The organism is Allorhizobium borbori, from assembly GCF_014196535.1.
GTDB lineage: Bacteria > Pseudomonadota > Alphaproteobacteria > Rhizobiales > Rhizobiaceae > Ectorhizobium > Ectorhizobium borbori.
The window spans coordinates 154,517-178,745 of record NZ_JACIDU010000002.1 but is presented as its reverse complement, the minus strand read 5'-3'; the positions used below and the strand labels follow the sequence as shown (position 1 = coordinate 178,745).

At 61.8% G+C, this 24,229-nt stretch carries 23 protein-coding genes and 1 other RNA gene; 13 read left to right on the top strand and 11 right to left on the bottom strand.

All coding sequences use genetic code 11. The features are described from left to right. Positions 1 to 76 precede the first annotated feature (76 nt). The 3 genes from GGQ66_RS02910 to GGQ66_RS02900 all read left to right on the top strand — a co-directional run bounded on the left by GGQ66_RS02910 (position 77) and on the right by GGQ66_RS02900 (position 3,035). Positions 77 to 877, top strand: coding sequence for an inositol monophosphatase family protein (locus tag GGQ66_RS02910; protein ID WP_183789224.1), 801 nt, complete (start codon positions 77 to 79; stop codon positions 875 to 877). Between the two features lie 103 nt (positions 878 to 980). Beyond that, positions 981 to 2,003, top strand: coding sequence for a flagellar motor protein MotA (locus GGQ66_RS02905; protein WP_183789222.1), 1,023 nt, complete (start codon positions 981 to 983; stop codon positions 2,001 to 2,003). Beyond that, positions 2,004 to 3,035: a peptidoglycan -binding protein gene (locus GGQ66_RS02900; RefSeq protein WP_183789220.1), complete on the top strand. Its 1,032-nt coding sequence runs from the start codon at positions 2,004 to 2,006 to the stop codon at positions 3,033 to 3,035. A gap of 18 nt (positions 3,036 to 3,053) precedes the next feature. On the opposite strand, the gene GGQ66_RS02895 is transcribed toward GGQ66_RS02900, so the two are convergent. After that, positions 3,054 to 4,844 (bottom strand): ABC transporter transmembrane domain-containing protein, encoded by a 1,791-nt coding sequence (locus tag GGQ66_RS02895; protein ID WP_183789218.1) that lies wholly within the window; start codon positions 4,842 to 4,844, stop codon positions 3,054 to 3,056. Positions 4,845 to 5,038: 194 nt separating this feature from the next. On the opposite strand from GGQ66_RS02895, the gene rpmE reads away from it, so the two are divergent. Continuing rightward, positions 5,039 to 5,260 carry a 50S ribosomal protein L31 gene (rpmE, locus tag GGQ66_RS02890; RefSeq protein ID WP_183789216.1) on the top strand — a complete coding sequence of 74 codons (222 nt, stop codon included), beginning with the start codon at positions 5,039 to 5,041 and terminating at the stop codon, positions 5,258 to 5,260. A gap of 144 nt (positions 5,261 to 5,404) precedes the next feature. On the opposite strand, the gene rcdA is transcribed toward rpmE, so the two are convergent. Further along, positions 5,405 to 5,920 carry a protease adaptor protein RcdA gene (rcdA, locus tag GGQ66_RS02885; protein WP_183789214.1) on the bottom strand — a complete coding sequence of 172 codons (516 nt, stop codon included), beginning with the start codon at positions 5,918 to 5,920 and terminating at the stop codon, positions 5,405 to 5,407. A 519-nt stretch (positions 5,921 to 6,439) separates the two neighbouring features. Here rcdA and GGQ66_RS23305 point away from each other — a divergent pair. Next, entirely contained in the window at positions 6,440 to 7,882 is a 1,443-nt protein-coding gene (locus tag GGQ66_RS23305; protein WP_306414055.1) for a methyl-accepting chemotaxis protein, read from the top strand. A gap of 106 nt (positions 7,883 to 7,988) precedes the next feature. Here the strand turns inward: GGQ66_RS23305 and GGQ66_RS02875 are convergent, their stop codons facing one another. Next, on the bottom strand, positions 7,989 to 8,183 hold the full coding sequence (locus GGQ66_RS02875; protein ID WP_183789212.1) for a DUF1192 domain-containing protein: 195 nt from the start codon (positions 8,181 to 8,183) through the stop codon (positions 7,989 to 7,991). Beyond that, positions 8,180 to 9,484: an MFS transporter gene (locus GGQ66_RS02870; RefSeq protein WP_183789210.1), complete on the bottom strand. Its 1,305-nt coding sequence runs from the start codon at positions 9,482 to 9,484 to the stop codon at positions 8,180 to 8,182. The genes GGQ66_RS02875 and GGQ66_RS02870 overlap by 4 nt, the downstream gene beginning before the upstream one ends. A gap of 170 nt (positions 9,485 to 9,654) precedes the next feature. Between GGQ66_RS02870 and GGQ66_RS02865 the strand changes: the two genes are divergently transcribed. Beyond that, positions 9,655 to 9,816: a hypothetical protein gene (locus tag GGQ66_RS02865; protein ID WP_183789208.1), complete on the top strand. Its 162-nt coding sequence runs from the start codon at positions 9,655 to 9,657 to the stop codon at positions 9,814 to 9,816. Here GGQ66_RS02865 and GGQ66_RS02860 read toward each other — a convergent pair whose 3' ends face one another. From GGQ66_RS02860 to tkt, 5 genes are all read right to left on the bottom strand, one after another. Then, the gene (locus GGQ66_RS02860; protein WP_183789206.1) at positions 9,817 to 10,734 is read right to left on the bottom strand and encodes a PhzF family phenazine biosynthesis protein; all 918 of its coding nucleotides are present in this window, start codon (positions 10,732 to 10,734) and stop codon (positions 9,817 to 9,819) included. It abuts the gene before it with no gap. A 148-nt stretch (positions 10,735 to 10,882) separates the two neighbouring features. Next, on the bottom strand, positions 10,883 to 11,908 hold the full coding sequence (locus GGQ66_RS02855) for a class I fructose-bisphosphate aldolase (protein WP_183789204.1): 1,026 nt from the start codon (positions 11,906 to 11,908) through the stop codon (positions 10,883 to 10,885). Positions 11,909 to 12,128: 220 nt separating this feature from the next. Continuing rightward, entirely contained in the window at positions 12,129 to 13,331 is a 1,203-nt protein-coding gene (locus tag GGQ66_RS02850; RefSeq protein WP_183789202.1) for a phosphoglycerate kinase, read from the bottom strand. Positions 13,332 to 13,554: 223 nt separating this feature from the next. Continuing rightward, on the bottom strand, positions 13,555 to 14,556 hold the full coding sequence (gene gap / locus GGQ66_RS02845) for a type I glyceraldehyde-3-phosphate dehydrogenase (RefSeq protein ID WP_183789200.1): 1,002 nt from the start codon (positions 14,554 to 14,556) through the stop codon (positions 13,555 to 13,557). A gap of 157 nt (positions 14,557 to 14,713) precedes the next feature. Beyond that, positions 14,714 to 16,696, bottom strand: a complete 1,983-nt coding sequence (gene tkt / locus GGQ66_RS02840) for a transketolase (protein WP_183789198.1) — start codon at positions 16,694 to 16,696, stop codon at positions 14,714 to 14,716. 319 nt (positions 16,697 to 17,015) lie between these two features. Between tkt and GGQ66_RS02835 the strand changes: the two genes are divergently transcribed. The 3 genes from GGQ66_RS02835 (at position 17,016) to ssrS (ending at position 17,902) form a co-directional block, all read left to right on the top strand. After that, the gene (locus tag GGQ66_RS02835) at positions 17,016 to 17,288 is read left to right on the top strand and encodes a DUF4164 domain-containing protein (RefSeq protein ID WP_183789196.1); all 273 of its coding nucleotides are present in this window, start codon (positions 17,016 to 17,018) and stop codon (positions 17,286 to 17,288) included. A gap of 28 nt (positions 17,289 to 17,316) precedes the next feature. Next, the gene (locus GGQ66_RS02830) at positions 17,317 to 17,697 is read left to right on the top strand and encodes a cell division protein ZapA (RefSeq protein ID WP_183789193.1); all 381 of its coding nucleotides are present in this window, start codon (positions 17,317 to 17,319) and stop codon (positions 17,695 to 17,697) included. A gap of 46 nt (positions 17,698 to 17,743) precedes the next feature. Then, positions 17,744 to 17,902: non-coding RNA, 6S RNA (gene ssrS, locus GGQ66_RS02825), on the top strand. Positions 17,903 to 17,936: 34 nt separating this feature from the next. Here the strand turns inward: ssrS and GGQ66_RS02820 are convergent. Beyond that, positions 17,937 to 18,824 carry a GGDEF domain-containing protein gene (locus GGQ66_RS02820; protein ID WP_183789191.1) on the bottom strand — a complete coding sequence of 296 codons (888 nt, stop codon included), beginning with the start codon at positions 18,822 to 18,824 and terminating at the stop codon, positions 17,937 to 17,939. Positions 18,825 to 18,925: 101 nt separating this feature from the next. After that, positions 18,926 to 19,555 (bottom strand): LysE family translocator, encoded by a 630-nt coding sequence (locus tag GGQ66_RS02815; RefSeq protein ID WP_183789189.1) that lies wholly within the window; start codon positions 19,553 to 19,555, stop codon positions 18,926 to 18,928. A gap of 166 nt (positions 19,556 to 19,721) precedes the next feature. Between GGQ66_RS02815 and ppk2 the strand changes: the two genes are divergently transcribed. From ppk2 to GGQ66_RS02795, 4 genes are all read left to right on the top strand, one after another. Beyond that, the gene (ppk2, locus tag GGQ66_RS02810) at positions 19,722 to 20,774 is read left to right on the top strand and encodes a polyphosphate kinase 2 (RefSeq protein WP_210287166.1); all 1,053 of its coding nucleotides are present in this window, start codon (positions 19,722 to 19,724) and stop codon (positions 20,772 to 20,774) included. Positions 20,775 to 20,932: 158 nt separating this feature from the next. After that, positions 20,933 to 21,514 (top strand): 5-formyltetrahydrofolate cyclo-ligase, encoded by a 582-nt coding sequence (locus GGQ66_RS02805; protein ID WP_183789187.1) that lies wholly within the window; start codon positions 20,933 to 20,935, stop codon positions 21,512 to 21,514. Between the two features lie 340 nt (positions 21,515 to 21,854). Then, on the top strand, positions 21,855 to 22,679 hold the full coding sequence (locus tag GGQ66_RS02800; protein WP_183789184.1) for a TIGR00282 family metallophosphoesterase: 825 nt from the start codon (positions 21,855 to 21,857) through the stop codon (positions 22,677 to 22,679). Between the two features lie 127 nt (positions 22,680 to 22,806). Then, a complete protein-coding gene (locus GGQ66_RS02795; protein ID WP_183789182.1) occupies positions 22,807 to 24,159 on the top strand; it encodes a methyl-accepting chemotaxis protein in 1,353 nt (450 codons plus the stop codon). Positions 24,160 to 24,229: the final 70 nt, after the last annotated feature.

Below are 24,229 nucleotides of genomic sequence, written 5' to 3'. Positions count from 1 at the left end.
ATCATGACCGCATGAAACGCTTTTGGCCGATCCGGATTGCCGGACGGCTCGCCGGATTTTTCAAGGAACTCAGACTATGGCTCGCTCAGCCCTTCTCAACGTGATGGTTCAGGCCGCTCTCAAGGCCGGCAAGTCTCTGGCCCGCGACTTCGGCGAAGTGCAGAACCTTCAGGTTTCGGTGAAGGGTCCGAGCGATTTCGTGTCGCAGGCCGATTTTCGCGCCGAGCGCATCGTGCGCGAAGAACTTCTGAAGGCCCGTCCGACCTATGGCTTCCTCGGTGAGGAAAGCGAAGAGGTCATCGGCACGGATGGCGCCCATCGCTGGATCGTCGATCCGCTGGATGGCACGACCAACTTCCTGCACGGCATTCCGCAGTTCGCCGTCTCCATCGCACTGGAGCGCAACGGCGAAATCGTCGCCGGCGTGATCTTCAATCCGGCGACTGACGAACTCTTCGTGGCCGAGCGCGGCGGCGGTGCGTTCCTCAACGATCGCCGTATCCGCACCGCAGCGCGTCGCGTGCTGTCGGATGCCGTTATCGGCTGCGGCGTGCCGCATCTGGGCCGTGGCCATCACGGCAAGTTCCTCGTTGAGCTGCGCCATGTCATGGGCGAAGTCGCCGGCGTGCGCCGTTTCGGTGCCGCAGCACTCGATCTCGCCTATGTCGCGGCCGGTCGTCTGGACGGCTTCTGGGAAACGGACCTGATGCCGTGGGACATGGCGGCCGGTCTGGTGCTGATCCGCGAAGCCGGCGGCTTTGCCTCCGACATCAAGGGCGGCAACGACATCTTCATCTCTGGCACCGTGGCGGCCGGCAACGAGCACATCCACAAGGCGCTGGTCGAAGTGGTGAACCGTCCTATCCCCAAGGCCTGATCCCTGCTTCCCACGCATAGCCGGGAAGGGCGGGTTCGCCCTTCTAATCTTCGCAATTTTACTCTAGCTTTCGCGCAGGATTCCCTGAGCGAGTGTGAGTGACATGGCGGACGTGAGGCTGGACGAGACAGATGGTTTCGAAACGGGGCGGCATGGCTTTGCTGCAAAGCTTTCAAGCCCGATGCCGGTTTTCTGGACGATGGTGCTGTTTCTGACCATCGTCGGCTTCATCACCGCGATCCTTTACCGGCAGGCGCACAACGCCTTCATGACCAATCCGGGCCTGAACGGGCTCATTCTCGGCGTGCTCCTCATCGGCGCAATCCTCATCTTCGCCCATGTCTTCGGGCTGCGGCGTGAGGCGCGCTGGTTCAACTCCTTCCAGGCGGTCGGCCAGAACGCCGACCGGGTGGGGGTGGAACCAAAACTGCTCGGACCGATGCGCGCCATGATCGGCCGGCGCCAATCGCAGGCGCTGTCGACGGCAGCGCTCAGATCGATCCTCGATTCCATTGCGACCCGCCTTGATGAGTCGCGCGATACCTCGCGCTATCTTATCGGCCTTCTCGTCTTCCTCGGTCTGCTCGGCACGTTCTGGGGCCTGATCGGCACCATCGGCTCCATCAGCGGCGTCATCCAGTCGCTCGATGCCGGTGGCGATACCAACGATGTTCTGGCGGCCGTGAAGAACGGTCTCGGTCAACCGCTGGCGGGCATGGGCACGGCGTTCTCGTCCTCGCTGCTCGGCCTTTCGGGTTCGCTTATTCTCGGCTTCCTCGATCTTCAGGCGGGCCGCGCCCAGAACCGCTTTTACATGGAGCTGGAAAACTGGCTCTCCTCCGTCACCGACGTCGATTCCGGGGCCGCCGGCGTGCTTTCCTCTGGCAATCCGGAGGATCTCCGCCGGCTGACGGAAGAGCTTGCCAAACTCGTCAAGACCGGCGGCTCCGAGGAGCGTTCGATTGCCGCCATGGCCAATCTGGCGGAGGGTGTGCAGGGGCTGGTGCGCAACATGCGCAACGAACAGCAGATGCTGCGCGACTGGATCGAAAAGCAGCAGGAGGAAAGCCAGGAGCTTCGCCGGGTCATCGATATTCTGGCTTCCCGGCAGGGGAGCAACAGCTAAATGGCCTTGGGGAAGAACCGCCGCCGCGAGCGCGGCGTGGACTACTGGCCGGGTTTCGTGGATGCGCTGTCCACCCTGCTTCTCGCCATCATGTTCCTGCTTACGGTGTTCGTGCTGGCGCAGTTCGTGCTGTCGCGGGAAATCTCGGGGAAGGATGAGGTTCTCACCCGTCTCAACAATCAGATCGCCGAACTGACCGAATTGCTGGCGCTGGAAAAGGGCGGCAAGCAGGATCTGGAGGATTCGCTGGCGGCGCTCCAATCATCGCTCGCTTCCTCAGAGAAAGAGCGCTCGCGGCTGCAAATGCTGCTTGAGGCCGGAACCGGCTCCGCCAGCGCCGCGGACCAGCGGATCACGACGCTCTCCGGCGAACTCGACACCCAGAAGCAGGTGAGCGAACGGGCGCTGTCTCAGGTCGAACTGCTCAACCAGCAGATTGCCGCGCTGCGCGCCCAGATCGCGGCGGTGGAAGCGGCTTTGCAGGCTTCGGAAGCGCGTGACCAGTCTTCGCAGGCAAAGATCGCCGATCTTGGCAGGCGGCTGAATGTGGCGCTGGCGCAGAAGGTGCAGGAACTGAACCGTTACCGCTCCGATTTCTTCGGCCGCCTGCGCGAAATCCTCTCCGACCGCGAGAATATCCGCATCGTTGGCGACCGCTTCGTCTTCCAGTCGGAAGTGCTGTTTCCTTCCGGTGCCGCCGAGATCAACCCGGCGGGGCAGGAGGAAATGAAGAAGCTTGCCGGGGCGTTGATCGAGATCGCCAAGGAAATTCCACCAGAAGTGAACTGGGTTCTGCGCGTCGACGGCCACACTGACAATGTCCAGCTTTCCGGTACGGGTCGCTATGCCGATAACTGGGAACTGTCTTCGGCGCGCGCGACATCGGTGGTTAAGTACCTCATGAGCCAGGGCGTGCCTGCCAGCCGGCTGGTGGCCGCCGGTTTCGGCGAGTACCAGCCGATTGCGGAGGGTGACACGCCGGAAGCCCGCGCCCAGAACCGCCGCATCGAGTTCAAGCTCACGGAGCGCTGATGCGGGGCTGACGCTGTCTCAGAGGTCGGTGTTGCCGGCCTCGAACTGCAGGCGGGCGAGGCGTGCATAGAGGCCACCGGCGCGCACCAGGCTCTCATGCGTGCCTTCTTCCACCACGCGGCCCTCATCCATCACCAGAATGCGGTCGGCCTTCAGCACGGTGGCGAGGCGGTGGGCGATGACGAGCGTCGTGCGGTTCAGCATCAACCCTTCCAGCGCCTGCTGCACCAGCGTTTCGCTTTCGGCATCGAGCGCTGAGGTCGCTTCATCGAGCAGCAGCAGCGGGGCATCGCGCAGGATGGCGCGGGCAATGGCGATGCGTTGGCGCTGACCACCGGAAAGCGTCACGCCGCGTTCGCCGGCCAGCGTGTCGTAGCCCTTTTCCAGCCGGTTGATGAATTCATCGGCCTGAGCCGCGATGGCGGCGGCGCGCACCATCTCCGGCGTGGCGTCGGGTCGACCGAAGGCGATGTTGTCATGAATCGAGGTCGCAAAGATCGTGGTATCCTGCGGCACGATGGCGATGCGCGCGCGCAGGTCGTTCAGCGTGCTTTCGCGAATATCCGTGCCATCGATACGGATCGCTCCGTTCTTCGGGTCGTAGTAGCGCAGCAGCAGTGCAAAGAGTGTACTCTTGCCGGCGCCCGACGGGCCCACAATGGCGACCGTCTCGCCCGGCTTGGCCACAAAGGAGAGGCCGTTGAGCACGGTGCGGTTCGGGCTGGCGGGATAGGCGAAGGTCACGCCGTCGAATTCCACGGCGCCCTTGGCCGGTTCGGGCAGGGGCTTTGGCGCCTGCGGATTGGTGATGGCCGATTTTTCCACCAGCAGTTCGCCCAGCCGTTCGGCCGCACCACCGGCCTGAGAAAGATCGCCCCAGACTTCCGAAAGCTGGCCGAGGCCGCTTGCGGCAATCACGGAATAGAGCACGAACTGGCCGAGCGTTCCGGCGGACATGGAGCCGGAAAGCACGCTCTGTGCGCCGAACCACAGGATGGCGACGACACTGCCGAAGACCAGCGATATTGCGACACCGGTCAGCACCGCGCGAGCGCCGACGGCCGAGCGGGCGGCTTCATAGGCCTCCTCGATGGCCGTGCCATAATGCCGGTTGGCGGCGGGTTCGCCGTTGAAGGCCTGCACGGTTCGGATCGCGCCGATGGTTTCGCCGGCGAAGGCCGATGCGTTGGCCAGCGTATCCTGCGCCTGACGCGAACGGCGGCGCACGGAGCGGCCGAATGCGACCAGCGAGAAGACGATGAGCGGGATGGCGACCAGCACCATGGCCGACAGCTTGGGGCTGGTATAGACCATCATGGCGATGGCGCCGAGACAGAGGATGGTGTTGCGCAGCGCCATGGATGCGGTGGAGCCGGCAGCGGAACGGATTTGCGAGGCATCGTTCGTCAGGCGCGATACGATTTCGCCGGATTGGCTCTTGTCGAAGAATTCCGGCGAGAGCGCGGTGATGTGGGCGAAGACATCGTTGCGCAGGTCGGTCACGACCCGTTCGCCCAGCAGCATCACGAAATAATAGCGCATGGCGCTAGAGACGGCGAGCACCGCGGCAATTGCCATCAGCATGACGAAATAGCTGTCGATAAAGCCGGAATCGGTCTGGTTGAAGCCGTGGTCCACCATGCGCCGCACGGCAAGCGGCAGCGCCAGCGTGGCGACTGCGGCAAGCGCGAGGAAGAACAGCGCGCCGGTTACAAGTTTTCGATAGCGCTTGATATAGGGCAGCAGACCGAGCAGCGGCTTGACGGATTTGCGGCGCTTTTCTTCCGTTCCCTGGGCTTGTCTCGACACGCTTCCTCCATTCTCACCACGCTGCGGATCACCCGCATCAGGCTCTTGTTATCTTGCTGGCCATCATGTATAGGCACGGCACGAAATTGAAAAGCCGTGTTCCGTTCCGCGCGCGCATGGGTTCGAATATTGGATCGGTCCGCTTGCCTCCTTGACATAAGGCAAATGGCCCACGAAACACCAGGAAGAATAAGATGAAGGCGAACATCCATCCCGACTATCACGTTATCAAGGTAGTTATGACCGATGGCACCGAGTACGAAACCCGTTCGACCTGGGGTTCGGAAGGCGCTGTCATGAACCTCGATATCGACCCGAGCTCGCACCCGGCCTGGACCGGCGGCAACCAGCAGCTCATGGACCGCGGTGGCCGCGTGTCCAAGTTCAACAAGCGTTTCGGCGGCCTCGGCCTCTAATTCCGCTTGGAACTCGACGTTTCGAAAGCCCGGCCTCTGGCCGGGTTTTTTGTTGTCTGCGAAAGACCCTGATGATGTGGGCAATAAAAAAAGCGCGGTCGAAACCGCGCTTTGGAAGTTGACTTGGAGGTACTCTACTGGAAGTCAGTGAACCGAGAAGGCCGTGCGCAGCAGGTTGAGCTGTGCCTGGACGCTGTTCTCGTTGTCCGGAACGATGGCCGCATCGTTCGGGCGGTAGATTTCACGGTCAAGAACGGCGATGCGGTTCTGGAGGCGCAGCGAACGCTCGATGAGGTCGCGGAAGGCTTCCGGCAGATCGTTCCAGCCCGGTGCATGGCGGTCGACGTTGAAACCATCGAGGCGCACCTTGCTCTTTTCGGACAGAACCTGATCGCGGGTCATTTCACCATTGTTGACGGCGCGCTGCAAAAGCAGCCAGGAGGCCATCTGCATCAGGCGGGTGGTGAGGCGCATCGACTCGGCTGCATAGAGCACGGAAGCCATGCGGGGCAGAACCTTGGAAGCCGTGCGGCCGTCGCCATCGAGATAGGTTGCCGTTTCTTCAACCAGCGCCATGCCTTCGGCATAAAGTGCCTTGAACTGCGAGGAGGACGCCGCGCGACCTGCAAAGCTGATCGTATTCAATCCGAGGTCAGACATAGAACCAATCCCTGTTAACGCATCACTTTCGGGCATCGACGGGTCGCTGAACAAAGCTTTTTATCCCGTCTTTTTCTGTCCTTGAGGATGCCCCCTATACCAGAAATGCGCAAGCCGTTTCTTAAGGAAAGGTTAATTCCCACAATTTTGCGCTTTTTGGGGCAAAAAAAGAGAGCCGCTCAAGAAGCGGCTCCAAAGGTAAAACAGGGAGAAAATCAGACCAATTCGCCAAGATGGTGAAACTGTCTGAATCCGAACGAGTCCGGATACCCATAGTAATCTCCCATAAAGCTTAATGTTTCCCTAATTTCTGATGCCGTGAATTGATAAAAATCGAGTTCCGGAAGTTGTTTTACAGTATTGTCCGGCAGGGTGCAGTTAGATGAAGGCACTCTAAAATATAACAAAATGCAACTGGTCATAAGTGGGCGTGCCCCGTTGCGAAAGCGTTAACCATTCGATCCCTAGCCTGACGCGCGAAATTCAAATTCGCGTGACGTCGCACGGGAGGGCAAAGTCATGAGCTTATTCGGAAAAGGGACGTCGAGGCAGATCGAGGCGCTGAAGGCGGAAGTCGCCAGGATAGCGGAGCGTTCTGCACTTCTCGATGAGGCCTGCGGTGTAGGGCTGTGGGAGGCTGTCCTTTTTCAGGGAGACGCTATGCATCCGCAAAGCCGCTGGACCTGGTCGGCGGAGATGCGTCGCATGCTCGGCTTCGACAATGACCGCGAGTTTCCCAATGTCGTCAATTCATGGTCCGACAGGCTGCATCCCGACGATGTGGAGCCGACCTTTGCGGCCTTTGGCAAGCACCTTGAAGACAAGACTGGTCGCGCCCGCTACAACGTTGTGTATCGCCTCAAGATGCGTGACGGTTCCTATCGCTGGTTCAGGGCGACCGGCGGGTGCATTCATCAGGCCGATGGGGTGACGATCCGGGCCTGTGGATCGCTGACGGATGTTCACGAACAGAAGCTTGCCGAAATCCGTGTGGCTGAGGAGGCGGAGGGCGATCGCATCGCCATTACCGCGCTTCTTGGTGGACTGGTTGCCCTGGCCAATGGTGACCTGACGCACCGGGTGACGGAAAACATGGTGCCGAAGGCGCAGCCGCTCAAGGACAATTTCAACGCTGCCGCCGACAAGTTGCTGGAGATGATGAAGGCGGTGAACAACGCTGTCGTCAGCATGCACAGCGGTTCGGGCGAAATCAGCCAGGCGGCGGACGATCTTTCGCGCCGGACGGAGCAGCAGGCGGCATCGCTTGAGGAAACAGCCGCCGCCCTCGACGAGATCACCGCGACCGTCAAGAAGACCGCTGAAGGGGCCACGCGTGTGGCGCGGGCAACGTCGGCGGCACGCTCCGATGCCGAGAATTCCGGGATTGTGGTGGAGAGCGCCACCGCCGCCATGGCGGGTATCGAGCAGTCTTCCAGCCAGATCAGCCAGATCATCGGTGTTATCGATGAAATCGCCTTCCAGACCAACCTTCTGGCGCTGAATGCGGGCGTCGAGGCTGCGCGTGCGGGCGAAGCCGGCAAGGGGTTCGCGGTCGTCGCACAGGAAGTGCGCGAGCTTGCCCAGCGTTCTGCCAATGCCGCCAAGGAAATCAAGGCGCTCATCACCGCTTCGACCCATCAGGTGGAGGAGGGCGTCAAGCTTGTCGACAGGACCGGCGAGGCACTGAAGGGTATCGTGCGGCAGATTACCGATGTTGCCGGTCTGGTGACGGAAATCGCCGCGTCGACGCAGGAACAGTCCACCGGTCTGCACCAGATCAACACGGCTGTGAACCAGATGGACCAGATGACCCAGCAGAACGCGGCCATGGTGGAGGAAACCAACGCCTCCAGCCACTCGCTGGCCAGCGATGCCGCCGAACTGGCGCGGCTTGTCAGTCACTTCAAGATCGGCGTGGATTCCGGGGCCGGTCGCGCCGCGGCACCGCGCCGTGCGGCGTGATGCTTGAGTCTTTCCGGTGATCACGGGATCACCGGAAACGCACTATCCTTCTGTTCTTTGCCGCATTGTCCGACGTTGAAGCGGGCACGCTTCGACTGGAAACACTCTAGCGCCTGAACAGGCTTTCCGCAGCCGAACGGCCCGCAGACTTGCGGGCCTTTTCGGCGTCCAGCCGGTCGATTTCCGCTTGCAGCACGGCGATGCGCGCCGACAGTTCATCGGCTGAAAAGCTGCTGATATCCTCGCCGATCTCGTGTGCGGCCTTCTTCCTGGGTCTGTCGTCATCCGCCAGAAAGCTCATGGGCGTTCCCCTTCCTGTTCTGCCGGGGCGGCCTCGGGCTGCCCTTCGGGAGAAATGTCCTCCGCTGTGGCGCGCGGGTCAAGGGCGCTGGCCTCCGGCGTGCTGACCGGGGTGGTGCCCATGGGCATGGTCGCATAGCTTTCCCGGTCGGCGACAGGCACCGGTGCGCGCATGCGGCTGCGGAAGATGGCGTAGAGCGCGATTGCAAGATGGGCCGATGCCGTGACCGCAAAGAGGTAATGCGGGCCGTAAAGGGTCATGATCGGGCCGCCGATGGTCGGGCCGATGATGGTGCCTATGCCGAAGAGCAGAAGCAGGCCGCCGGAGACCTTCACGAAATCTTCCGGAGCAGCAAAGTCATTGGCATGGGCCACGGCGATCGGATAGAGCGCATTCGCGGCGGCGCCGTAGAAAATGATGAGCGGGATGAGGTGTAGGGCCTCGAAGGGGTGTGTCACCACCACCAGAAGGCCGGCAAGGGCCGCAACGCCGGACAGGCCCGCGAGAACGAGGCGGCGGTCCACCCTATCGGAAAGCCTGCCGGCCGGAAACTGGGCCAATGCGCCGGCAAAGATGGTGAGGCTCATCATCAGCGCCACACTGCTCTGGGAGAGGCCGGCGCGAGCGCCGAACACGGCGCCGAGCGTGCCATAGGCGCCGTTGGCGATGCCGATAAGCAGAATGCCGAAACAGGCAATGGGCGAGGTGCGATAGAGTGCCGGCAGATCCAGCTTCACTGCTTTCAGGGGTTGCGGGGTGGCGGCGTTGGAGAGCGTCGTCGGCAGGATGGCGAGGCAATAGAAGATGCCGCAGGCGAGAAACAGCGTCTGCGTGGTGGCGTCGCCCAGCGCCAGCGTCATCTGGCCGCCGACGACGCCGATCAGAGTGATGGCGATGTAGAAGGAAAAGATCGTGCCGCGGCTTTCGTTCGTGGCGCGTTCGTTCAGCCAGCTTTCGATGATCATCGATGTACCGGCGATGCAGAAGCCGGTGGCGGCGCGCAGCGCGACCCAGACGATGTCATCGACGATGACGCCCGTAATCAGCGCAACGATGGCAATGAGGGCGGTGAACACCGAAAAGGCGCGTGCATGGCCGATGCGCCGGATGAGGGCAGGGGCGAGAAAACAGCCCAGCACGAAACCGCTGGCCCAGGAGGTGCCAAGCAGGCCCAGCATTTCGTTGGAATAGCCTTCATGGGTGCCTCTTACCGGCAGTAACAGGCCGTGTAGCCCGTTTCCGAAAAACAGAAACAGGGTTCCGAGGAGAAGAGCGAGGACAGGCAGAAGGTTTCGCGGCATGCTTCGGTCTGTAATGACGGTTCTTGATAAAAGTAAGGTACGCGGCAACGAGGGTTCGACAATAGGGGACCTGGCTTTCCGCAGGCTGTTTCGGCTGGCAAGAAAGCGCTTGCCAGCCGTAGCCTTATGGCCGATCCCTTCTGAGCGAAGGCGCAACCGGGGAGAATCGCGTGACCAAAGCCATCGGCCTTTTCATGCTGCTCGCCATGATCGTGCATATCGTGCGGCCACTCGGGCTGCCGGGACTGAAGCGCCGCGCCGATTTCTGGAAGCTTGCGCTTATCGCCTTTGCCTTGTGGACTGCGGCGCTTCTGCTGCGTGAGATCGCCTGATCAGCAGGCGATGGTGCCGGCGATGACCGGAACACAGTCTCCGCTGATACGCACCGCCACCGCCTTGCCGTTTTGCTTCGTCACCGAAAGCGCGATTTCGCTGCGTCGGCGCATTTCCACGCCCTGCGTGATGGTGATGGCGTGATCGCCGTCGGGCGCAGCGCTCGTCTCCACCAGAAAGGCGGCGAGGGCGGCCGATGCGCTGCCGGTGGCGGGGTCTTCCGGAATGTCGTCCAGCGGTGCGAACATGCGGGCCCTGAGATGGCCGGGATTGGCGGCGTCGCGGACATAGAGAAAGAGCGAGAAACCACCGTCCGTGCGGCCGTGCACATCCTCCGCGGCCCGGAAGGCGTCGAGATTGGGACGTGCGGCGGCCAGCGCTGCAAGGCTCGTCAGTTCGGCAATGGGGAAGGGCAGGCCAACCGAAACCTGCAACGGCGCGTGATTTGTCGTCAGGATGTCCGCTGCTGTCAGCGTGGCGCAGCGGGCGATGATGTCCGGTGCGACCTCCGCCCCGATGTCAAGCGGTTGCGGTGCACGGATGGTGGCGCCGGTGACGGTGCCGTTTTCACGGTTGAGCGCGACCTCGACCAACCCAGCCTTCTCTTCGAAACGCAACGTATCGCCCACGGGCTTGCCGAAGAGGGTCTGCTGCTGGCCGAGCACGTAGGCCGTGCCGACATTCGGATGGCCGGCAAAGCCGAGTTCCACGGTGGGCGTGAAGATTCGCACGCGAGCATCGTTGGCGGGATTTTCAGGCGGCAGGACGAAAGTGATTTCCGAATAGCCGAACTCCGCGGCGATCTTCTGCAGCACAGCCTCATCGATGACGCGGGCATCCGGAAAGACGGCAAGCGGATTGCCGGCAAAGCGTTCGCGCGTAAAGACATCGACGGTGACGAAGGGGGCGTTGGACATGGCGGGCTCCGGTTTCGGTGCCTGATTTATAAGCTGGTCTTCCGGCTGTGCTCCAGACGGAGAATTGTCCCGATGACAAGAACGCGGGCAAATGAAAAAGGCCGCGCACGGGGCGCGGCCTTCCATGGATGGATCGTGAAAGGCGCTATCAGGCGGCCTTTTCCTGCTCCTTGGTCCACTTGCCGGCAGCAGCCAGCGAGTTCATCTTGGCGCGGTGCGTGAAGGCGCGCTGACCGGCAGCAACGTTTTCCTTCTTGCCGCCCCAGGCTTCGAGCGCATCTGCCTGAAGGGCACGACCGTAGGAATAGGTCAGGCCCCAGGGCAGGTCGTAGCCGGCGTTCATGGCCGAGAGGTGTGCCGTTGCTTCTTCGGAGGACTGGCCGCCGGAGAGGAAAGCGATGCCCGGAACGGCGGACGGGACGGTGGCCTTCAGAACCTTGACGGTCTTGGCGGCAACTTCCTCGACCGAAGCCTTGCGGGCGTTCTTGCCGTCGATGACCATGTTCGGCTTCAGGATCATGCCTTCGAGGCTGACGCGGGCGTCATAGAGATCCTGGAACACGGTGCGCAGAACCCATTCGGTCACTTCGGCGCAGGTATCGATGGAGTGGGTGCCCGGAGCGCCGTCCATGAGGACTTCCGGCTCAACGATCGGCACGATGCCATTGGCCTGGGCGAGAGCGGCGTAACGGGCCAGAGCCTGACTGTTGGCCTTGATCGAGCCCCAGGTCGGCAGGCCATCGGCGATGGCGATGACGCCGCGCCACTTGGCGAAGCGAGCACCGGCTTCGTAGTACTTCTTGAAGCGGTCGCCGAGACCGTCGAGGCCTTCGGTGATGGTTTCGCCGGGGAAGAAGGTCTGCGGCTTGGCGCCGGTGTCGACCTTGATGCCGGGAATGGAGCCGGCGGCCTTGATGAGTTCTGCGAGCGGCGTACCGTCAGCGGCCTTCTGGAAGAGGGTTTCTTCGTAGAGGATAACGCCCGAGATGTAGTTCTTCATGGCATCGTCGGCGCGGAACAGCATTTCGCGATAGTCGCGGCGGGCTTCCTCGGTGGATTCGAGGTTGATGCTGTCGAAGCGCTTCTTGATGGTGGACGTGGATTCGTCGGCTGCGAGGATACCCTTCGCATCGGCAACCATCTTTGCTGCAATATCTTCAAGACGTTCAGTCATTTTCGTTCTCCCGAAACTTGTGTGATCCGCGATAGCAGAAGTTTTTCTGGCAGGAAATGGGGGCTTTTCTACTGAAACGATTGAAATATCTTCATCCGTCCAAAAGTCCTGCCTCCCTTTTCGCAAGGCGGAACAAGGCCCGCCTCGATGCAATTCGTGTTCGCCACGGGCCCGTCGGGCCCTTGGGGGCGACGGGCTTTTCAGCCCGCGCCCACCCTTATCAGGCTGTCTGTAACAGAACGGCGACGCCCGGCAGTTCCTTGCCTTCCATCCATTCCAGGAAGGCGCCGCCAGCAGTCGAGACATAGGTAAAGTCGTCGGAAACGCCAGCGTGGTTAAGGGCGGCAACGGTATCGCCGCCACCGGCGACCGAAACCAGCTTGCCGGCCTTGGTGCAATCGGCAGCGTGCTTGGCGGCGGCAACCGTCGCGGTGTCGAAGGGGGCGATCTCGAAGGCGCCAAGCGGGCCGTTCCAAACCAGCGTTTCGGCGCGGGAAATCCAGGCCTTGACGTTGTCGATCGACTTCGGGCCGACATCGAGGATCATGGCATCGGCCGGAACGGCGTCGATAGCGACGACTTCGTTGGCGGCACCGGCCTTGAACTCGCGGGCGACCACGCCGTCATCGGGCAGAACGATGGCACAGCCGGCAGCAGCAGCGTCGATCATGATCTGGCTGGCAGTGTCGGCAAGGTCATGCTCGCACAGCGACTTGCCCACATCCACGCCACGCGCAGCAAGAAAGGTGTTGGCCATGCCGCCGCCGATGACCAGCGCATCGACCTTCTTCACGAGGTTCGACAGGAGGTCGATCTTGGTGGAAACCTTGGCGCCGCCGACAATGGCGACGACCGGCCGCTGCGGATTGCCGAGGCCCTTTTCCAGGGCTTCAAGCTCGGCCTGCATGGTGCGACCAGCATAGGCCGGCAGGTGGTGGGCAAGGCCTTCGGTGGAAGCGTGAGCACGGTGCGCGGCGGAGAAGGCGTCGTTCACATAGATATCGCCATTGGCAGCGAGTGCCGTAACGAATTCCGGCACGTTCTTTTCCTCGCCCTTGTGGAAGCGGGTGTTCTCCAGAAGCAGGATGCCGCCGGCGGGCAGCGCGGCGATGGCGTCGGCAGCGACCGGGCCGATACAGTCAGCCGCGAAGGCGACGGGAGCGCCGAGGACCTTCTCGACGGCGGGCGCAACGATCGACAGCGAGAATTCCGGCGTTGGGCCATCCTTCGGGCGGCCGAAATGGGCGAGCAGGATCACCTTGGCGCCCTTGGCGGCCAGTTCCTTGATCGTGGGGGCGACGCGCTCGATGCGGGTCGCGTCTGTTACCTTCCCATCGGCGACGGGAACATTGAGGTCAACGCGAACGAGAACGCGCTTCCCGGAAATATCGCTCAGGTCATCGAGGGTTTTGAAGGCCGGCATGGTCTGTTTCCACCTTGTCTTTGGTCTTGGACATCTATGAACGGGACCATACACTGACCGTTCGCTGACGCAAGCCTTTAGCCGTGCTTGGCTTTTTACTTCCAGAGCCATCCCGTTTTGTAACGATTTAAAAGCTGGCGACGGGTTGCGAAATAGTGTCGCAACGAAAAAAACCGCACCCTTTCGGATGCGGTTTTCGATTTCATCGGACTGTTTTGCCAGCTCAGATGAGCTTGCTCATGGCGACGGCCGTGTCGGACATGCGGTTGGAGAAACCCCACTCGTTGTCGTACCAGGTCAGGATGCGCACGAGGTTGCCTTCGAGAACCTTGGTCTGGTCGGCGGCGAAGCTCGAGGAATGCGGATCGTGGTTGAAGTCGATCGACACCAGCGGCGACGTGACATAGCCGAGGATGCCCTTCAGTTCGCCTTCGGAAGCGGCCTTGATGGCTGCGTTGACTTCTTCCTTCGTGACGTTGCGCGAGGGAACGAACTTCAGATCGACGACCGAGACGTTCGGGGTCGGAACGCGGATCGAGGAGCCGTCAAGCTTGCCTGCGAGTTCCGGCAGCACGAGGCCGACGGCCTTGGCGGCGCCGGTCGAGGTCGGGATCATCGACATGGCGGCAGCGCGGGCGCGGTAGAGGTCCTTGTGCAGCGTGTCGAGCGTCGGCTGGTCACCCGTGTAGGAGTGGATCGTCGTCATGTAGCCCTTCTCGATGCCGAAGGCCTTCTGCAGGACATAGGCAACCGGAGCCAGGCAGTTCGTGGTGCACGAAGCGTTGGAAACGACGAGGTCGTCCTTCGTCAGCGCGCCATGGTTCACGCCGAAAACGATGGTCTTGTCGGCGCCGTCGCAGGGAGCGGAGACGAGAACGCGCTTGGAACCGTTGGCGAGGTGAGCGGAAGCCTTTTCCTTCGTCACGAAGATGCCGGTGCATTCCATGGCGATATCAACGTCGGACCAGGGCAGGTCCTTCGGGTCGCGGATGGCGGTGACGCGGATCGGACCGCGACCGACGTCGATGGTGTCGCCGTTGACGGTGACGGTGCCCGGGAACTTGCCGTGAACGCTGTCGTAACGGATCAGGTGGGCGTTGGTCTCGACCGGGCCCAGATCGTTGATGGCGACGACCTCGATGTCGGTACGGCCGGATTCGATGATCGCGCGCAGTACGTTACGGCCGATACGGCCGAAGCCGTTGATGGCAACCTTTACAGTCATTCTTGTCACTCCCGCTTCAGTGTTCGATGGGGTCAGTTTCGTGAAGCGCGCGTCGCTGATCTATGACCCGCGCTTCCCTCTTGTTATCCTGCGTGTCTCTTGCCTTGCTGTGCAAAGCGAAATTCAGCCGACACGCATAGAAAGACTTTGGCCGTCCTTATGCAAGCTTGGATTCAACCGCTGCGACAATTGCGCCGGGGGTGATGCCGAAGTGCTCGTACAGTTCCTTGTAGGGACCGGAGGCGCCGAAGGACTTCATGCCGACGAAAATGCCGTCGGAGCCGATGATGCTGTCCCAGCCCTGACGGATGGCGGCTTCGACGGCCACCTTCACCGGCGCGTTGCCGATGATCGCCTTGCGATAGGCTTCCGGCTGCTCGGCGAAAAGCTCGAAGCAGGGCACGGAGACGACGCGGGTCGGGATCTTCTTCTCTTCCAGCAGCTTGCGGGCGGCCAGAGCGATCTCGACTTCCGAACCGGAGGCGAAGATCGTGACCTTGGCGCCGTCGGCGGGGGCAATGTCATAAGCGCCGAAGGCCGAAAGGTTCTTCTCGCTGTATTCCGTGCGGGCGGCGATGAGATTCTGGCGGGTCAGCGCGATGGCCGACGGGCGATCCTTGGAGTGAAGCGCAATCTGCCAGCACTCGGCGGTTTCCGTGGCGTCGGCCGGACGGAACACGTTGAGGTTCGGAATGGCGCGCAGCGCCGCCATGTGCTCCACCGGCTGGTGCGTCGGACCATCTTCGCCCAGACCGATCGAATCGTGCGTCAGGACGTGGATGGCGCGGATGCCCATGAGGGCGGCAAGGCGGATCGAGGGGCGGCAATAGTCCGAGAAAATCAGGAAGCCGCCGGAATAGGGGATGAGGCCGCCATGCAGCGCAATCCCGTTCATGGCGGCGGCCATGCCGTGCTCGCGCACGCCGTAATGCAGGTAACGACCGGAGAAATCGTCCGGGGTGATCGATGCCGTCTGGCTCGTCTTGGTGTTGTTCGAGCCGGTCAGGTCGGCCGAGCCGCCGATGGTTTCGATGAGAACGCCGTTGATGACTTCAAGGGCGTCTTCCGAAGCCTTGCGGGTGGCAAGGGTCGGCTTGGTGTCGGCCAGTTTCTTCTTGTAGGCGTCGATGGCGCCATCGAAGGTGCCGGGGAGATCGCCGGCGAAACGGCGCTGGAATTCGGTCTTCTTTTCCGCCGGCAGGGCGGCCAGACGGGCTTCCCAGTCCTTGCGCGCCTTGGTGGACCGCAGACCGGCCAGACGCCAGGCATCGAGGACTTCAGCCGGAACGACGAAGGGTTCGGCTTCCCAACCGAGCGCGACGCGGGTGGCGGCGATTTCCGCGGCACCGAGCGGCGAACCGTGAACCTTGTGGGTACCGGCCTTGTTCGGGGCGCCGAAGCCGATGACCGTCTTGCAGGCGATCATGGTCGGCTTGTCGGACTTGTGAGCTTCTTCGATTGCCGCGGCAATCGCATCCGGATCATGGCCGTCCACGGCAATCGTGTGCCACTTGGAGGCGCGGAAGCGGGCGTGCTGGTCGGTGGAGTCGGCAATCGAGATCGGGCCGTCGATGGAGATGTTATTGTCGTCCCAGAAGACGATCAGCTTGTTCAGCTTCAGGTGGCCGGCCAGCGCAATGGCCTCCTGGCTGATGCCTTCCATGAGGCAGCCGTCGCCGGCGAGAACGTAGGTGTGGTGGTTCTGCACGTCCTTGCCGAACTCGCCCGAGAGCTTGCGCTCGGCAATCGCCATGCCGACAGCGGTGGCAATACCCTGGCCGAGCGGGCCGGTCGTCGTCTCGATGCCCGACGCGTGGCCATATTCCGGATGGCCGGCGGTCTTGGCGCCGAGCTGGCGGAACTGCTTGATGTCCTCGATGGTCATGTCTTCATAACCGGTGAGGTAGAGCAGCGAGTAGAGAAGCATCGAACCGTGACCGGCGGACAGCACGAAACGGTCGCGGTCGGGCCACAGCGGGTTCTTCGGATCGAAGCTCAGGAAGCGCGTGAAGAGAACGGTCGCGATGTCGGCCGCGCCCATCGGCAGGCCCGGATGGCCGGAATTTGCCTTTTCGACGGCATCCATTGAGAGGAAGCGGATCGCGTTGGCCATCTGGTTGTGTTTTTCTCTCGTGATCATGATCGTCCCATCTCTCTCGGCGCTGATGTGGGGTTGGGGGGCAAAGGCCTCCGAAATTGGCCTGTTCCATATCAGTTGCGCGGGCCATGTCAATAAATCCGGGGCTATCGGGGAGGCTTAACCCGACGATTCCCTGTTAATCCGCACGCGTGAAATCGGCGTGACACGCCCACCCCGCAAAATGCGCCATCCACAACCCGCTTGGCCGGGAAATCCGCCCTTTATTGACGTGGATCGTTTGCGGCGAATATTGTCGGCTATCAGTTTGAAAGTATGCCGTGCGATTCGATGCGCGGCGGGCAAGGCCGGGACAGGCAGCATGTCGACAGGGAAATCGGTGGATACGGTGCTCAGCGAGATGCGGCGCGCGATGGCGACCCTCGAAAGTGCGGTCGATGCGCGTATCGACCGCGAACGCCAGCATCACGAGGCGGATGGCGAAGTTCGACGTGTTCATGCCGATCGCGCCCGTCTGGCGCAGGAGCTTGATCAGGCCGAGTTCCGGGCGAACCGGCTGGAGGAGGTGAACCGCGAGGTTTCCCGCCGTCTGGTAACGGCAATGGAGACGATCAGGGCGGTTCTCGACCGGTAAGGCGCAAGACAAAAGGTTGCGGCGGACAATGGCACAGGTAACGGTAAACATCGACGGCAAGGCCTATCGCATGGCCTGCGAGGAAGGGCAGGAGCAGCATCTTGTCGATCTCGCCGGGCGGTTCGACCGCTATGTCGGCCATCTCAAGGGCCAGTTCGGCGAAATCGGCGATCTGAGGCTGACCGTCATGGCCGGTATCATGGTCATGGACGAGATGAGCGAACTGTCCCGGCAGGTGGCTTCGCTTCAGGCCGAAGTAACGAACCTTCGCCAGTCGCGCGATGGGGCCGCGAGCCATAGCGAGGCGCGCGAGTTGGAAATGGCGGCAGCTCTGGAAGAGATGACGGCGCGCATCACGGCGCTTGCCGCGCGGCTTTCGGCGCGACCAGCCTCAGCGCCCGTGAATTGATCGCCCCGCCTCTGGCGCGGCGCACCGATTGGCCCTATATACACGAAGCGGTCTGCGCTTCCCGGCAGGAACCACAATCCCTGGGGCCATACTCGATCCAAAGGGAGCTGTCCCTGACCGGACCCGTGGGTCCGGACATATGGCGCCCACCTACGTTTGTAGGCACCCAGGATCGTAAACATCCACCGGTCGTCGTGGATCGCACCTTTCCCTTCTTTCAATGTGTTGCACGCCGGGCCTCACGCCTTGACGATGCGGTCGCGTCCCGTCTTTTTGGCCTGATAGCAGGCGCTATCGGCGCGAGAGAGTGCGGCGTGGGTACTATCGCCGGGCGTGACTTCTGTGATGCCGACGGAGAAGGTATAACGAAAATCCGGCCTTTCCGGCACAGGGGACCGCGCGCGCAGGTCCTGACGCAGGCATTCCAGCAGTGCGAGGGCTTTTTCGATCGGGGTTTGCGGCATCACGAACAGGAACTCCTCGCCGCCAATGCGCCCGAAGGAATCCGTGCGTCTTACCGCACCGCTGACCCGGCGGGAAAAATCGATCAGCACGGCATCACCGCCAGCGTGACCCAGCGTATCGTTGATCGATTTGAAGTGGTCGAGATCGAAGACGGCAATGCAGCCGCCCGCATTGCCGGAAATCAGTTCGTCAAGCTTTTCCATAACCTGGCGGCGGTTGGCGATGCCGGTCAACTCATCGGTCCGTGAGGCGCGCAGCGCCAGATCGCGGTCGTAGCGCAGGTCACGGTCGGCGCAGGCAAGGGTGCTGATGTCGACAGCGATGCACAGCATCCAGCCGTTCGGGCCGACGGTTTCCGTCATCCAGAACCACTTGCCGTCCTGCATATCCGCTTCGAAGCCACGAAACGATTCCTTGCCGCGGCGGGACTGGGCGGATGTCAGCCATTTCTCGAAATCCGCGGATGTGATGGCGGTGCCGCGCGTCCCGAGCCAGTTGGACCGCATGATTTCCGCCCAGGTCGGGTGTGCGTCGGCGGCCAGATCGAAGGTGGCGCGAAAGGCGTCGTTGGCAAAGCGCAACCTGTCCTGATCATCGAAAACGCTGATCGGCGCTTGCGATCCGCGCATCAGGTCAAAGATGACGGTTCGAGTTTCTTCCATGGCAACCTTCGCAATGGGCTCCTCGTGGAACACCTTAGGCGAGAGTCGCTAATTTATTCCTGCCATAATGACGGGTATTTCATCGGTCATCATCCGGCGTTTCATGAGGACGGACGGCTGGCGAGCGCCAGCATGACGCCGAAACCGATCATCAGCCCGCCGCTGATGCGGTTCAGCGTGCGGAAGCGGCTGGCATTCCCGGCGATGGCCCTGAGCCGTGTGCCGAGCGCGGCATAGATGGCGATGGCGGCGAGTTCCAGCAGAAGGAAAATGATGCCGAGCACAGCGAAGCTCGTCATATATTGATCGCGATCGATGAATTGCGGGAAGAAGGCGGTGAAGATCAGGATCGCCTTGGGATTGCCGATGGCAATCAGGAATTCCTGTCGGGCCAGTACCTTGACCGGCGTGTGGCGGTTGACGGCCCCCAGCGCGGCGAGCGTCGGTGCGCCCGAGCGCAGCAGCTTGATGCCGAGCCAGACGAGATAGGCCGCACCTGCCCACTTCACCGTCGAAAAAAGGACTTCTGAGGCCATCAGCAGCGCACCGAGACCAAGGGCGGTGACCGCGATCATCAGCGCGAAAGCCAGAATGCGTCCGAGCGAGGCGATGAGGGTGACGGCTACCCCTTCCCGTGCGCCGTTGGTCAGCGCCAGCAGGTTATTGGGACCGAAGGCCATGTTGAGCGCGAAGCAGGCGGGGATGAACCAGAGGATGGTCTGAAGGGTCATGGCGTAAGGTCCGGTGCGGCATTCGTCCGGTTCTAACGCCTTCGGCGAAGCTTCGCCAGACGCCCCGTCAAACTTGTTTCGCCGCATTGACTTCGATCAATGCGGGCGTTCGGCCGCAGGCGGAAGTTTGCTTTGTGTTAATTTTCAATCGACGGGACGGGACGGAATGACGGAAGACAACAACGCTATCGCAAACGCAACTTTTACCCCTGAAAACAGCCTGCCGGCGCCGATGCCGGATAGCGTGGAGCCGTTGCCGGTCTTTGCCGATCAGCCCGCTGCGGAGACCGGTGCCGATACCGTCGCAGAGGCGCTGCCAGCGCCCGCCATCATCCGCCATCTGGATACGCGCAGCCTGCGCAAGGACCCGGAGGCTATTCGCCACACCTTCGAAACCGGCGAATATCCCTATCGCAACCGCATGCCGAACAAGACCTACATGGCGCAGATGGCGCATCTGCAGGTCGAGCTTCTGAAGGCGCAGAACTGGGTCAAGGAAACCGGCCAGAAGATCGTCGTGATCTTCGAGGGTCGCGATGCCGCCGGCAAGGGCGGCACGATCAAGCGCTACATGGAACATCTCAATCCGCGCGGGGCGCGCATCGTGGCGCTGGAAAAGCCCACCGAGCGCGAGAAGACGCAATGGTATTTCCAGCGTTATCTGGAGCATCTGCCGGCCGGTGGCGAAATCGTCTTCTTCGATCGCTCCTGGTACAACCGCGCCGGTGTGGAGCGCGTCATGGGTTTTTGCACGCCGAACGACTATCTGGAATTCATGCGCGAATGCCCCGACCTTGAAAAGATGATGGTGCGTTCCGGCATCCGTCTGTTCAAATACTGGTTCTCGGTGACGCGCGAGGAGCAGGCCCGCCGCTTCCAGCAGCGCGAGACCGATCCGTTGAAGCAGTGGAAGCTGTCGCCCATCGACAAGGCCTCACTCGGTAAATGGGATGATTACACCGAGGCGAAGGAAGCGATGTTCTTCTTTACCGATACGGCCGATGCGCCGTGGACCATCGTCAAGTCGGATGACAAGAAGCGCGCGCGCATCAATTGCATGCGTCATTTCCTGCGGTCGCTGCCCTACCAGCAGCCGGGCGAACATCCGGTCGAGGAGGCCGATCCGCTGATCGTCGGCGCCAGCGCCCACGTCATCGGCCGCGATGACAGTATTCTCGGCAAGACGCTGCATCCTGACAGCCGCCGCAACGCCCGCTGACGGTCTTTCGTCGTCAAAGGGGTTTCCTGTCGCGTTTCCGTTGAGGCGGAAACGCTCTGTCTCTTTGTTATTACGCATTTCCGGACGTGAAACCGGTTCACACTTCCGCTGGAAATGCTCTATGGTCCCTCCCTGTTTGTTGCGGGGAGGGATTTGTCATGTCTGGAGACACCAAGGCCGGTTTGCGTGCGGCGCGACTTGCCATCCGGGACGATCTTTCCATCACGGAGCGGGCGGAGAAAAGCACGGCGATCCAGCGTCACGGGCTGGCCGGGCTCGACGTGCCGCCGGGTGCCATCATCTCCGGCTATTATCCGATCCGCTCGGAGGCGGACATCATGCCGCTGATGGCGATGCTGTCTGAAAAGGGCGCGCGGCTTTGCCTGCCTGCCGTTCTCGATCGGGAAACCATCGTCTTTCGTGCTTATGATCCCGCCGAGCCGCTTGTCGATGCCGGTTGGGGCACGATGGGACCGAGGCCCGATGCGCCGCTTGTCGATCCCGACATCATCCTCCTGCCACTGTCCGTTTTTGACGGGCGGGGCAACCGCATCGGTTACGGGGCCGGGCACTATGACCGCGCCATCGACAGGATGCGAAAGCGTGGCCTTTCGCCTCGTCTCATCGGTGTGGCTTTCGCCTGTCAGGAAGTGGCGGCAGTGCCCGAGGATCCGCATGATGTGCCGATGGCGGCTATCCTGACCGAAACCGGCCTCAGAATTCTTCCCGATCCGAACTGACCGCCGCCGAAGGAACCGCATCGGCCGTCTCCGTTCGAAATACGGGGTCACGATCGAATGCCAGGATTAACGGCTGGTATGGAAAGGGTGTCAGAATCCTTGTTTTCCGGGGTATTCTGGTGATCGTGACCGATTTCGGAGCAGGCTTGCGTGGTGCGCGGGGCGGCAGGGCGTGTCTTTTTCGCCCGTCGCGGGTAAAAAGGCGGGAATCCATGCTCGGTGGCATTGCCTTTTCCCGCCCGGAAGTGGCAGAAGTCCCGCAAGCCGTATGACATTTGGATGACCGCTGTGGCAGCGGAGCGCGGCTTTTCCGGATTGGAATGAAGGGGGCTGTGGCATCATGCGGTTGCTGTTTCTGGGCGATATGGTTGGCAAGACGGGCCGAGTGGCGGTCTGGAACAGATTGCCGGGATTGATCTCCGACCTGAAACTCGATTTCGTGATCGTCAACGGTGAGAACGCTGCCGGCGGCTTCGGCATTACCGAGGACATCTTCCTCGAGACGATCAATGCAGGCGCCGATGTCGTGACGACCGGCAACCATGTCTGGGACCAGAAGGAAGCGGTGGTGTTCTCCACCCGTCATGACCAGTTCCTGCGTCCCGCCAACTATCCCGCCGGCACGCCTGGCAAGGGTTCCGGCGTGTTCTTCGCCCGCAATGGCGCCCGTATTCTCGTGGCCAACGTCATGGGCCGCGTCTTCATGCACCCGGAACTGGACGACCCCTTCAAGTCGGCGGAAGCGATCCTTGACGCCTGTCCGCTGGGCGAGGCCGCCGATGCCGTGGTGTTCGATTTCCACGCCGAGGCCACCAGCGAAAAGCAATGCTTCGCCCATTTCGTCGATGGTCGAGCCAGCCTCGTGGTCGGCACCCATACCCATGTGCCGACGGCGGATCACCAGATCCTCAACGGCGGCACGGCCTATATGTCGGATGCCGGCATGTGCGGTGACTACGATTCCTCGCTCGGCATGGACAAGGAAGAGCCGCTGAACCGCTTCATTTCCAAGATGCCGAAGGGTCGCTTCGAGGCCGCCCACGGTCCCGCCACGATCTGCGGCGTCGGCGTTGAGATTTCGGACCGCACGGGGCTTGCTGAAAAGGTGGCGCCGTTGCGCATCGGCCCGCGTCTTGCGGAAACGCTGCCCGATTTCTGGGGCTGACCCGTTTTTTAGCACCCCTAAATTTATGGGGGAAATATTGCCTGGCGCAAGCTTCTGTCAACCTTAGTGCAATATCAATTGGTCCAGACAAAATTGTTTGTATCTACAGGTTGCGGGAGGAAACGCAGTGGCATCGGCGGCGGAGCAGTTGTTTGAGGGGAGCGAACCGGTTGCGGACGATCTCCTGTCTTGTATCGAGGCCGCGATTGAAGGCGACTACATGCGCATTCCCGCCGGCACGGACCCTTTGTCGTGCGCGGTCGCACGGCTTATCGAAAAAGTGCAGCGGCAGACCGCCGCATCGCTGACGGATGTCGTTGCTGTATCCGTCGGGGTCAACGAAACAGCGGTCATGTCGGCCAATCTGCTTTACAATTTCCGGCAGGTGGATGAGGAGGCGCAGGCGATTGCGACCGCTGCCGACGAGATGGTGGTGACGGTGCGCGAGATTGCCGACCGCGGGCAGGAGGTGGCCCGCAAGGCGAGGGCCGCCGAAAAGGCCTGCGGCAGCAGCAAGGCGGCACTCAGCGAAACCGGTGAACGGATGCGGACCATCAATGCGGCCGTGACCGACACGAACGAGCGCATCGGCTCCATTCAGGAACTCTCCAACCGTATTTCCGGCATCGCCACAGGCATCAAGAAGATTGCCTCTCAGACCAACATGCTGGCCATCAACGCGGCGGTGGAAGCTGCCCGCGCCGGTGATGCGGGGCGTGGCTTTGCCGTTGTCGCCTCGGAGGTGAAATCCCTGTCCGATCGCACGGCGGCTGCAACGGTGGAAATCGGCGACATCATCGGCAAGCTGCACAGTGGCCTTGGGGCGATGGTCTCTTCGATGAACCAGAGCCGCGCCAGTGTCACGGAGGGAACGCAGGCGGTTGAAATGCTTCAGTCCACATTGGCTTCGGCAGCCGTAATGATCGATGAGGCCGTGGGCAATGTCGACCAGATCGCCGTTGCACTGGAGCAGCAACGCGCCAGTGCCCAGAGCGTTGCTGCGGGGATCGCGACCGTTGCCGGCAATTCCGCAAGGTCGACGCGCGATCTCGAACGGGTGATCGGCGCCATGGATATGGCCCAATCCTCCTTGAACACGCAGCTTCAGCAACTGGCAGGCTGTAACCTGCCCGGCAAGATCATCAAGCTGGCGCAATCCGACCACGTCATCTGGAAGAAGCGTCTGGCCGACATGATGATCGGGCGTGAGGGACTGCGGGTCGAGGAACTGGCCGATCACCGCAACTGCCGTCTCGGTAAGTGGTATCAATCCATGCGCGGCACACCTGCTGGGCAGAAACCGGCCTTCATTGCGCTGGACGACCCCCATTGCCGCGTTCATCAGCACGGTATCGATGCGGTGCGCCTCTATAACAAGGGCGATATTGCCGGCGCGCTGCACGAACTGGCCTGCGTCGAGGTGGCCTCGAACGAGGTGCTAGCTCAGCTTCGCCTTCTGGAACGCACCGGCGGCGTCTGAACTTTTCACGATGACGCGAATGTGAGGGGGCGGGGCCGGTAAACGGCTTTACGCCCCGCGACCGCTGCCG

Bases quoted from the DNA above. Each gene is read 5' to 3' on its own strand.
- GGQ66_RS02860 (WP_183789206.1), bottom strand. From the start codon at position 10,734: ATGTCCAACGCCCCCTTCGTCACCGTCGATGTCTTTACGCGCGAACGC.
- rcdA (WP_183789214.1), bottom strand. From the start codon at position 5,920: ATGTCTGACCTCGGATTGAATACGATCAGCTTTGCAGGTCGCGCGGCG.
- tkt (WP_183789198.1), bottom strand. From the start codon at position 16,696: ATGATCACGAGAGAAAAACACAACCAGATGGCCAACGCGATCCGCTTC.
- GGQ66_RS02830 (WP_183789193.1), top strand. From the start codon at position 17,317: ATGGCACAGGTAACGGTAAACATCGACGGCAAGGCCTATCGCATGGCC.
- GGQ66_RS23305 (WP_306414055.1), top strand. From the start codon at position 6,440: ATGAGCTTATTCGGAAAAGGGACGTCGAGGCAGATCGAGGCGCTGAAG.
- GGQ66_RS02800 (WP_183789184.1), top strand. From the start codon at position 21,855: ATGCGGTTGCTGTTTCTGGGCGATATGGTTGGCAAGACGGGCCGAGTG.
- GGQ66_RS02905 (WP_183789222.1), top strand. From the start codon at position 981: ATGGCGGACGTGAGGCTGGACGAGACAGATGGTTTCGAAACGGGGCGG.
- GGQ66_RS02900 (WP_183789220.1), top strand. From the start codon at position 2,004: ATGGCCTTGGGGAAGAACCGCCGCCGCGAGCGCGGCGTGGACTACTGG.
- GGQ66_RS02910 (WP_183789224.1), top strand. From the start codon at position 77: ATGGCTCGCTCAGCCCTTCTCAACGTGATGGTTCAGGCCGCTCTCAAG.
- GGQ66_RS02875 (WP_183789212.1), bottom strand. From the start codon at position 8,183: ATGAGCTTTCTGGCGGATGACGACAGACCCAGGAAGAAGGCCGCACAC.
- gap (WP_183789200.1), bottom strand. From the start codon at position 14,556: ATGACTGTAAAGGTTGCCATCAACGGCTTCGGCCGTATCGGCCGTAAC.
- GGQ66_RS02815 (WP_183789189.1), bottom strand. From the start codon at position 19,555: ATGACCCTTCAGACCATCCTCTGGTTCATCCCCGCCTGCTTCGCGCTC.
- rpmE (WP_183789216.1), top strand. From the start codon at position 5,039: ATGAAGGCGAACATCCATCCCGACTATCACGTTATCAAGGTAGTTATG.
- ppk2 (WP_210287166.1), top strand. From the start codon at position 19,722: ATGACGGAAGACAACAACGCTATCGCAAACGCAACTTTTACCCCTGAA.
- GGQ66_RS02805 (WP_183789187.1), top strand. From the start codon at position 20,933: ATGTCTGGAGACACCAAGGCCGGTTTGCGTGCGGCGCGACTTGCCATC.
- GGQ66_RS02870 (WP_183789210.1), bottom strand. From the start codon at position 9,484: ATGCCGCGAAACCTTCTGCCTGTCCTCGCTCTTCTCCTCGGAACCCTG.
- GGQ66_RS02850 (WP_183789202.1), bottom strand. From the start codon at position 13,331: ATGCCGGCCTTCAAAACCCTCGATGACCTGAGCGATATTTCCGGGAAG.
- GGQ66_RS02820 (WP_183789191.1), bottom strand. From the start codon at position 18,824: ATGGAAGAAACTCGAACCGTCATCTTTGACCTGATGCGCGGATCGCAA.
- GGQ66_RS02855 (WP_183789204.1), bottom strand. From the start codon at position 11,908: ATGACTGAACGTCTTGAAGATATTGCAGCAAAGATGGTTGCCGATGCG.
- GGQ66_RS02835 (WP_183789196.1), top strand. From the start codon at position 17,016: ATGTCGACAGGGAAATCGGTGGATACGGTGCTCAGCGAGATGCGGCGC.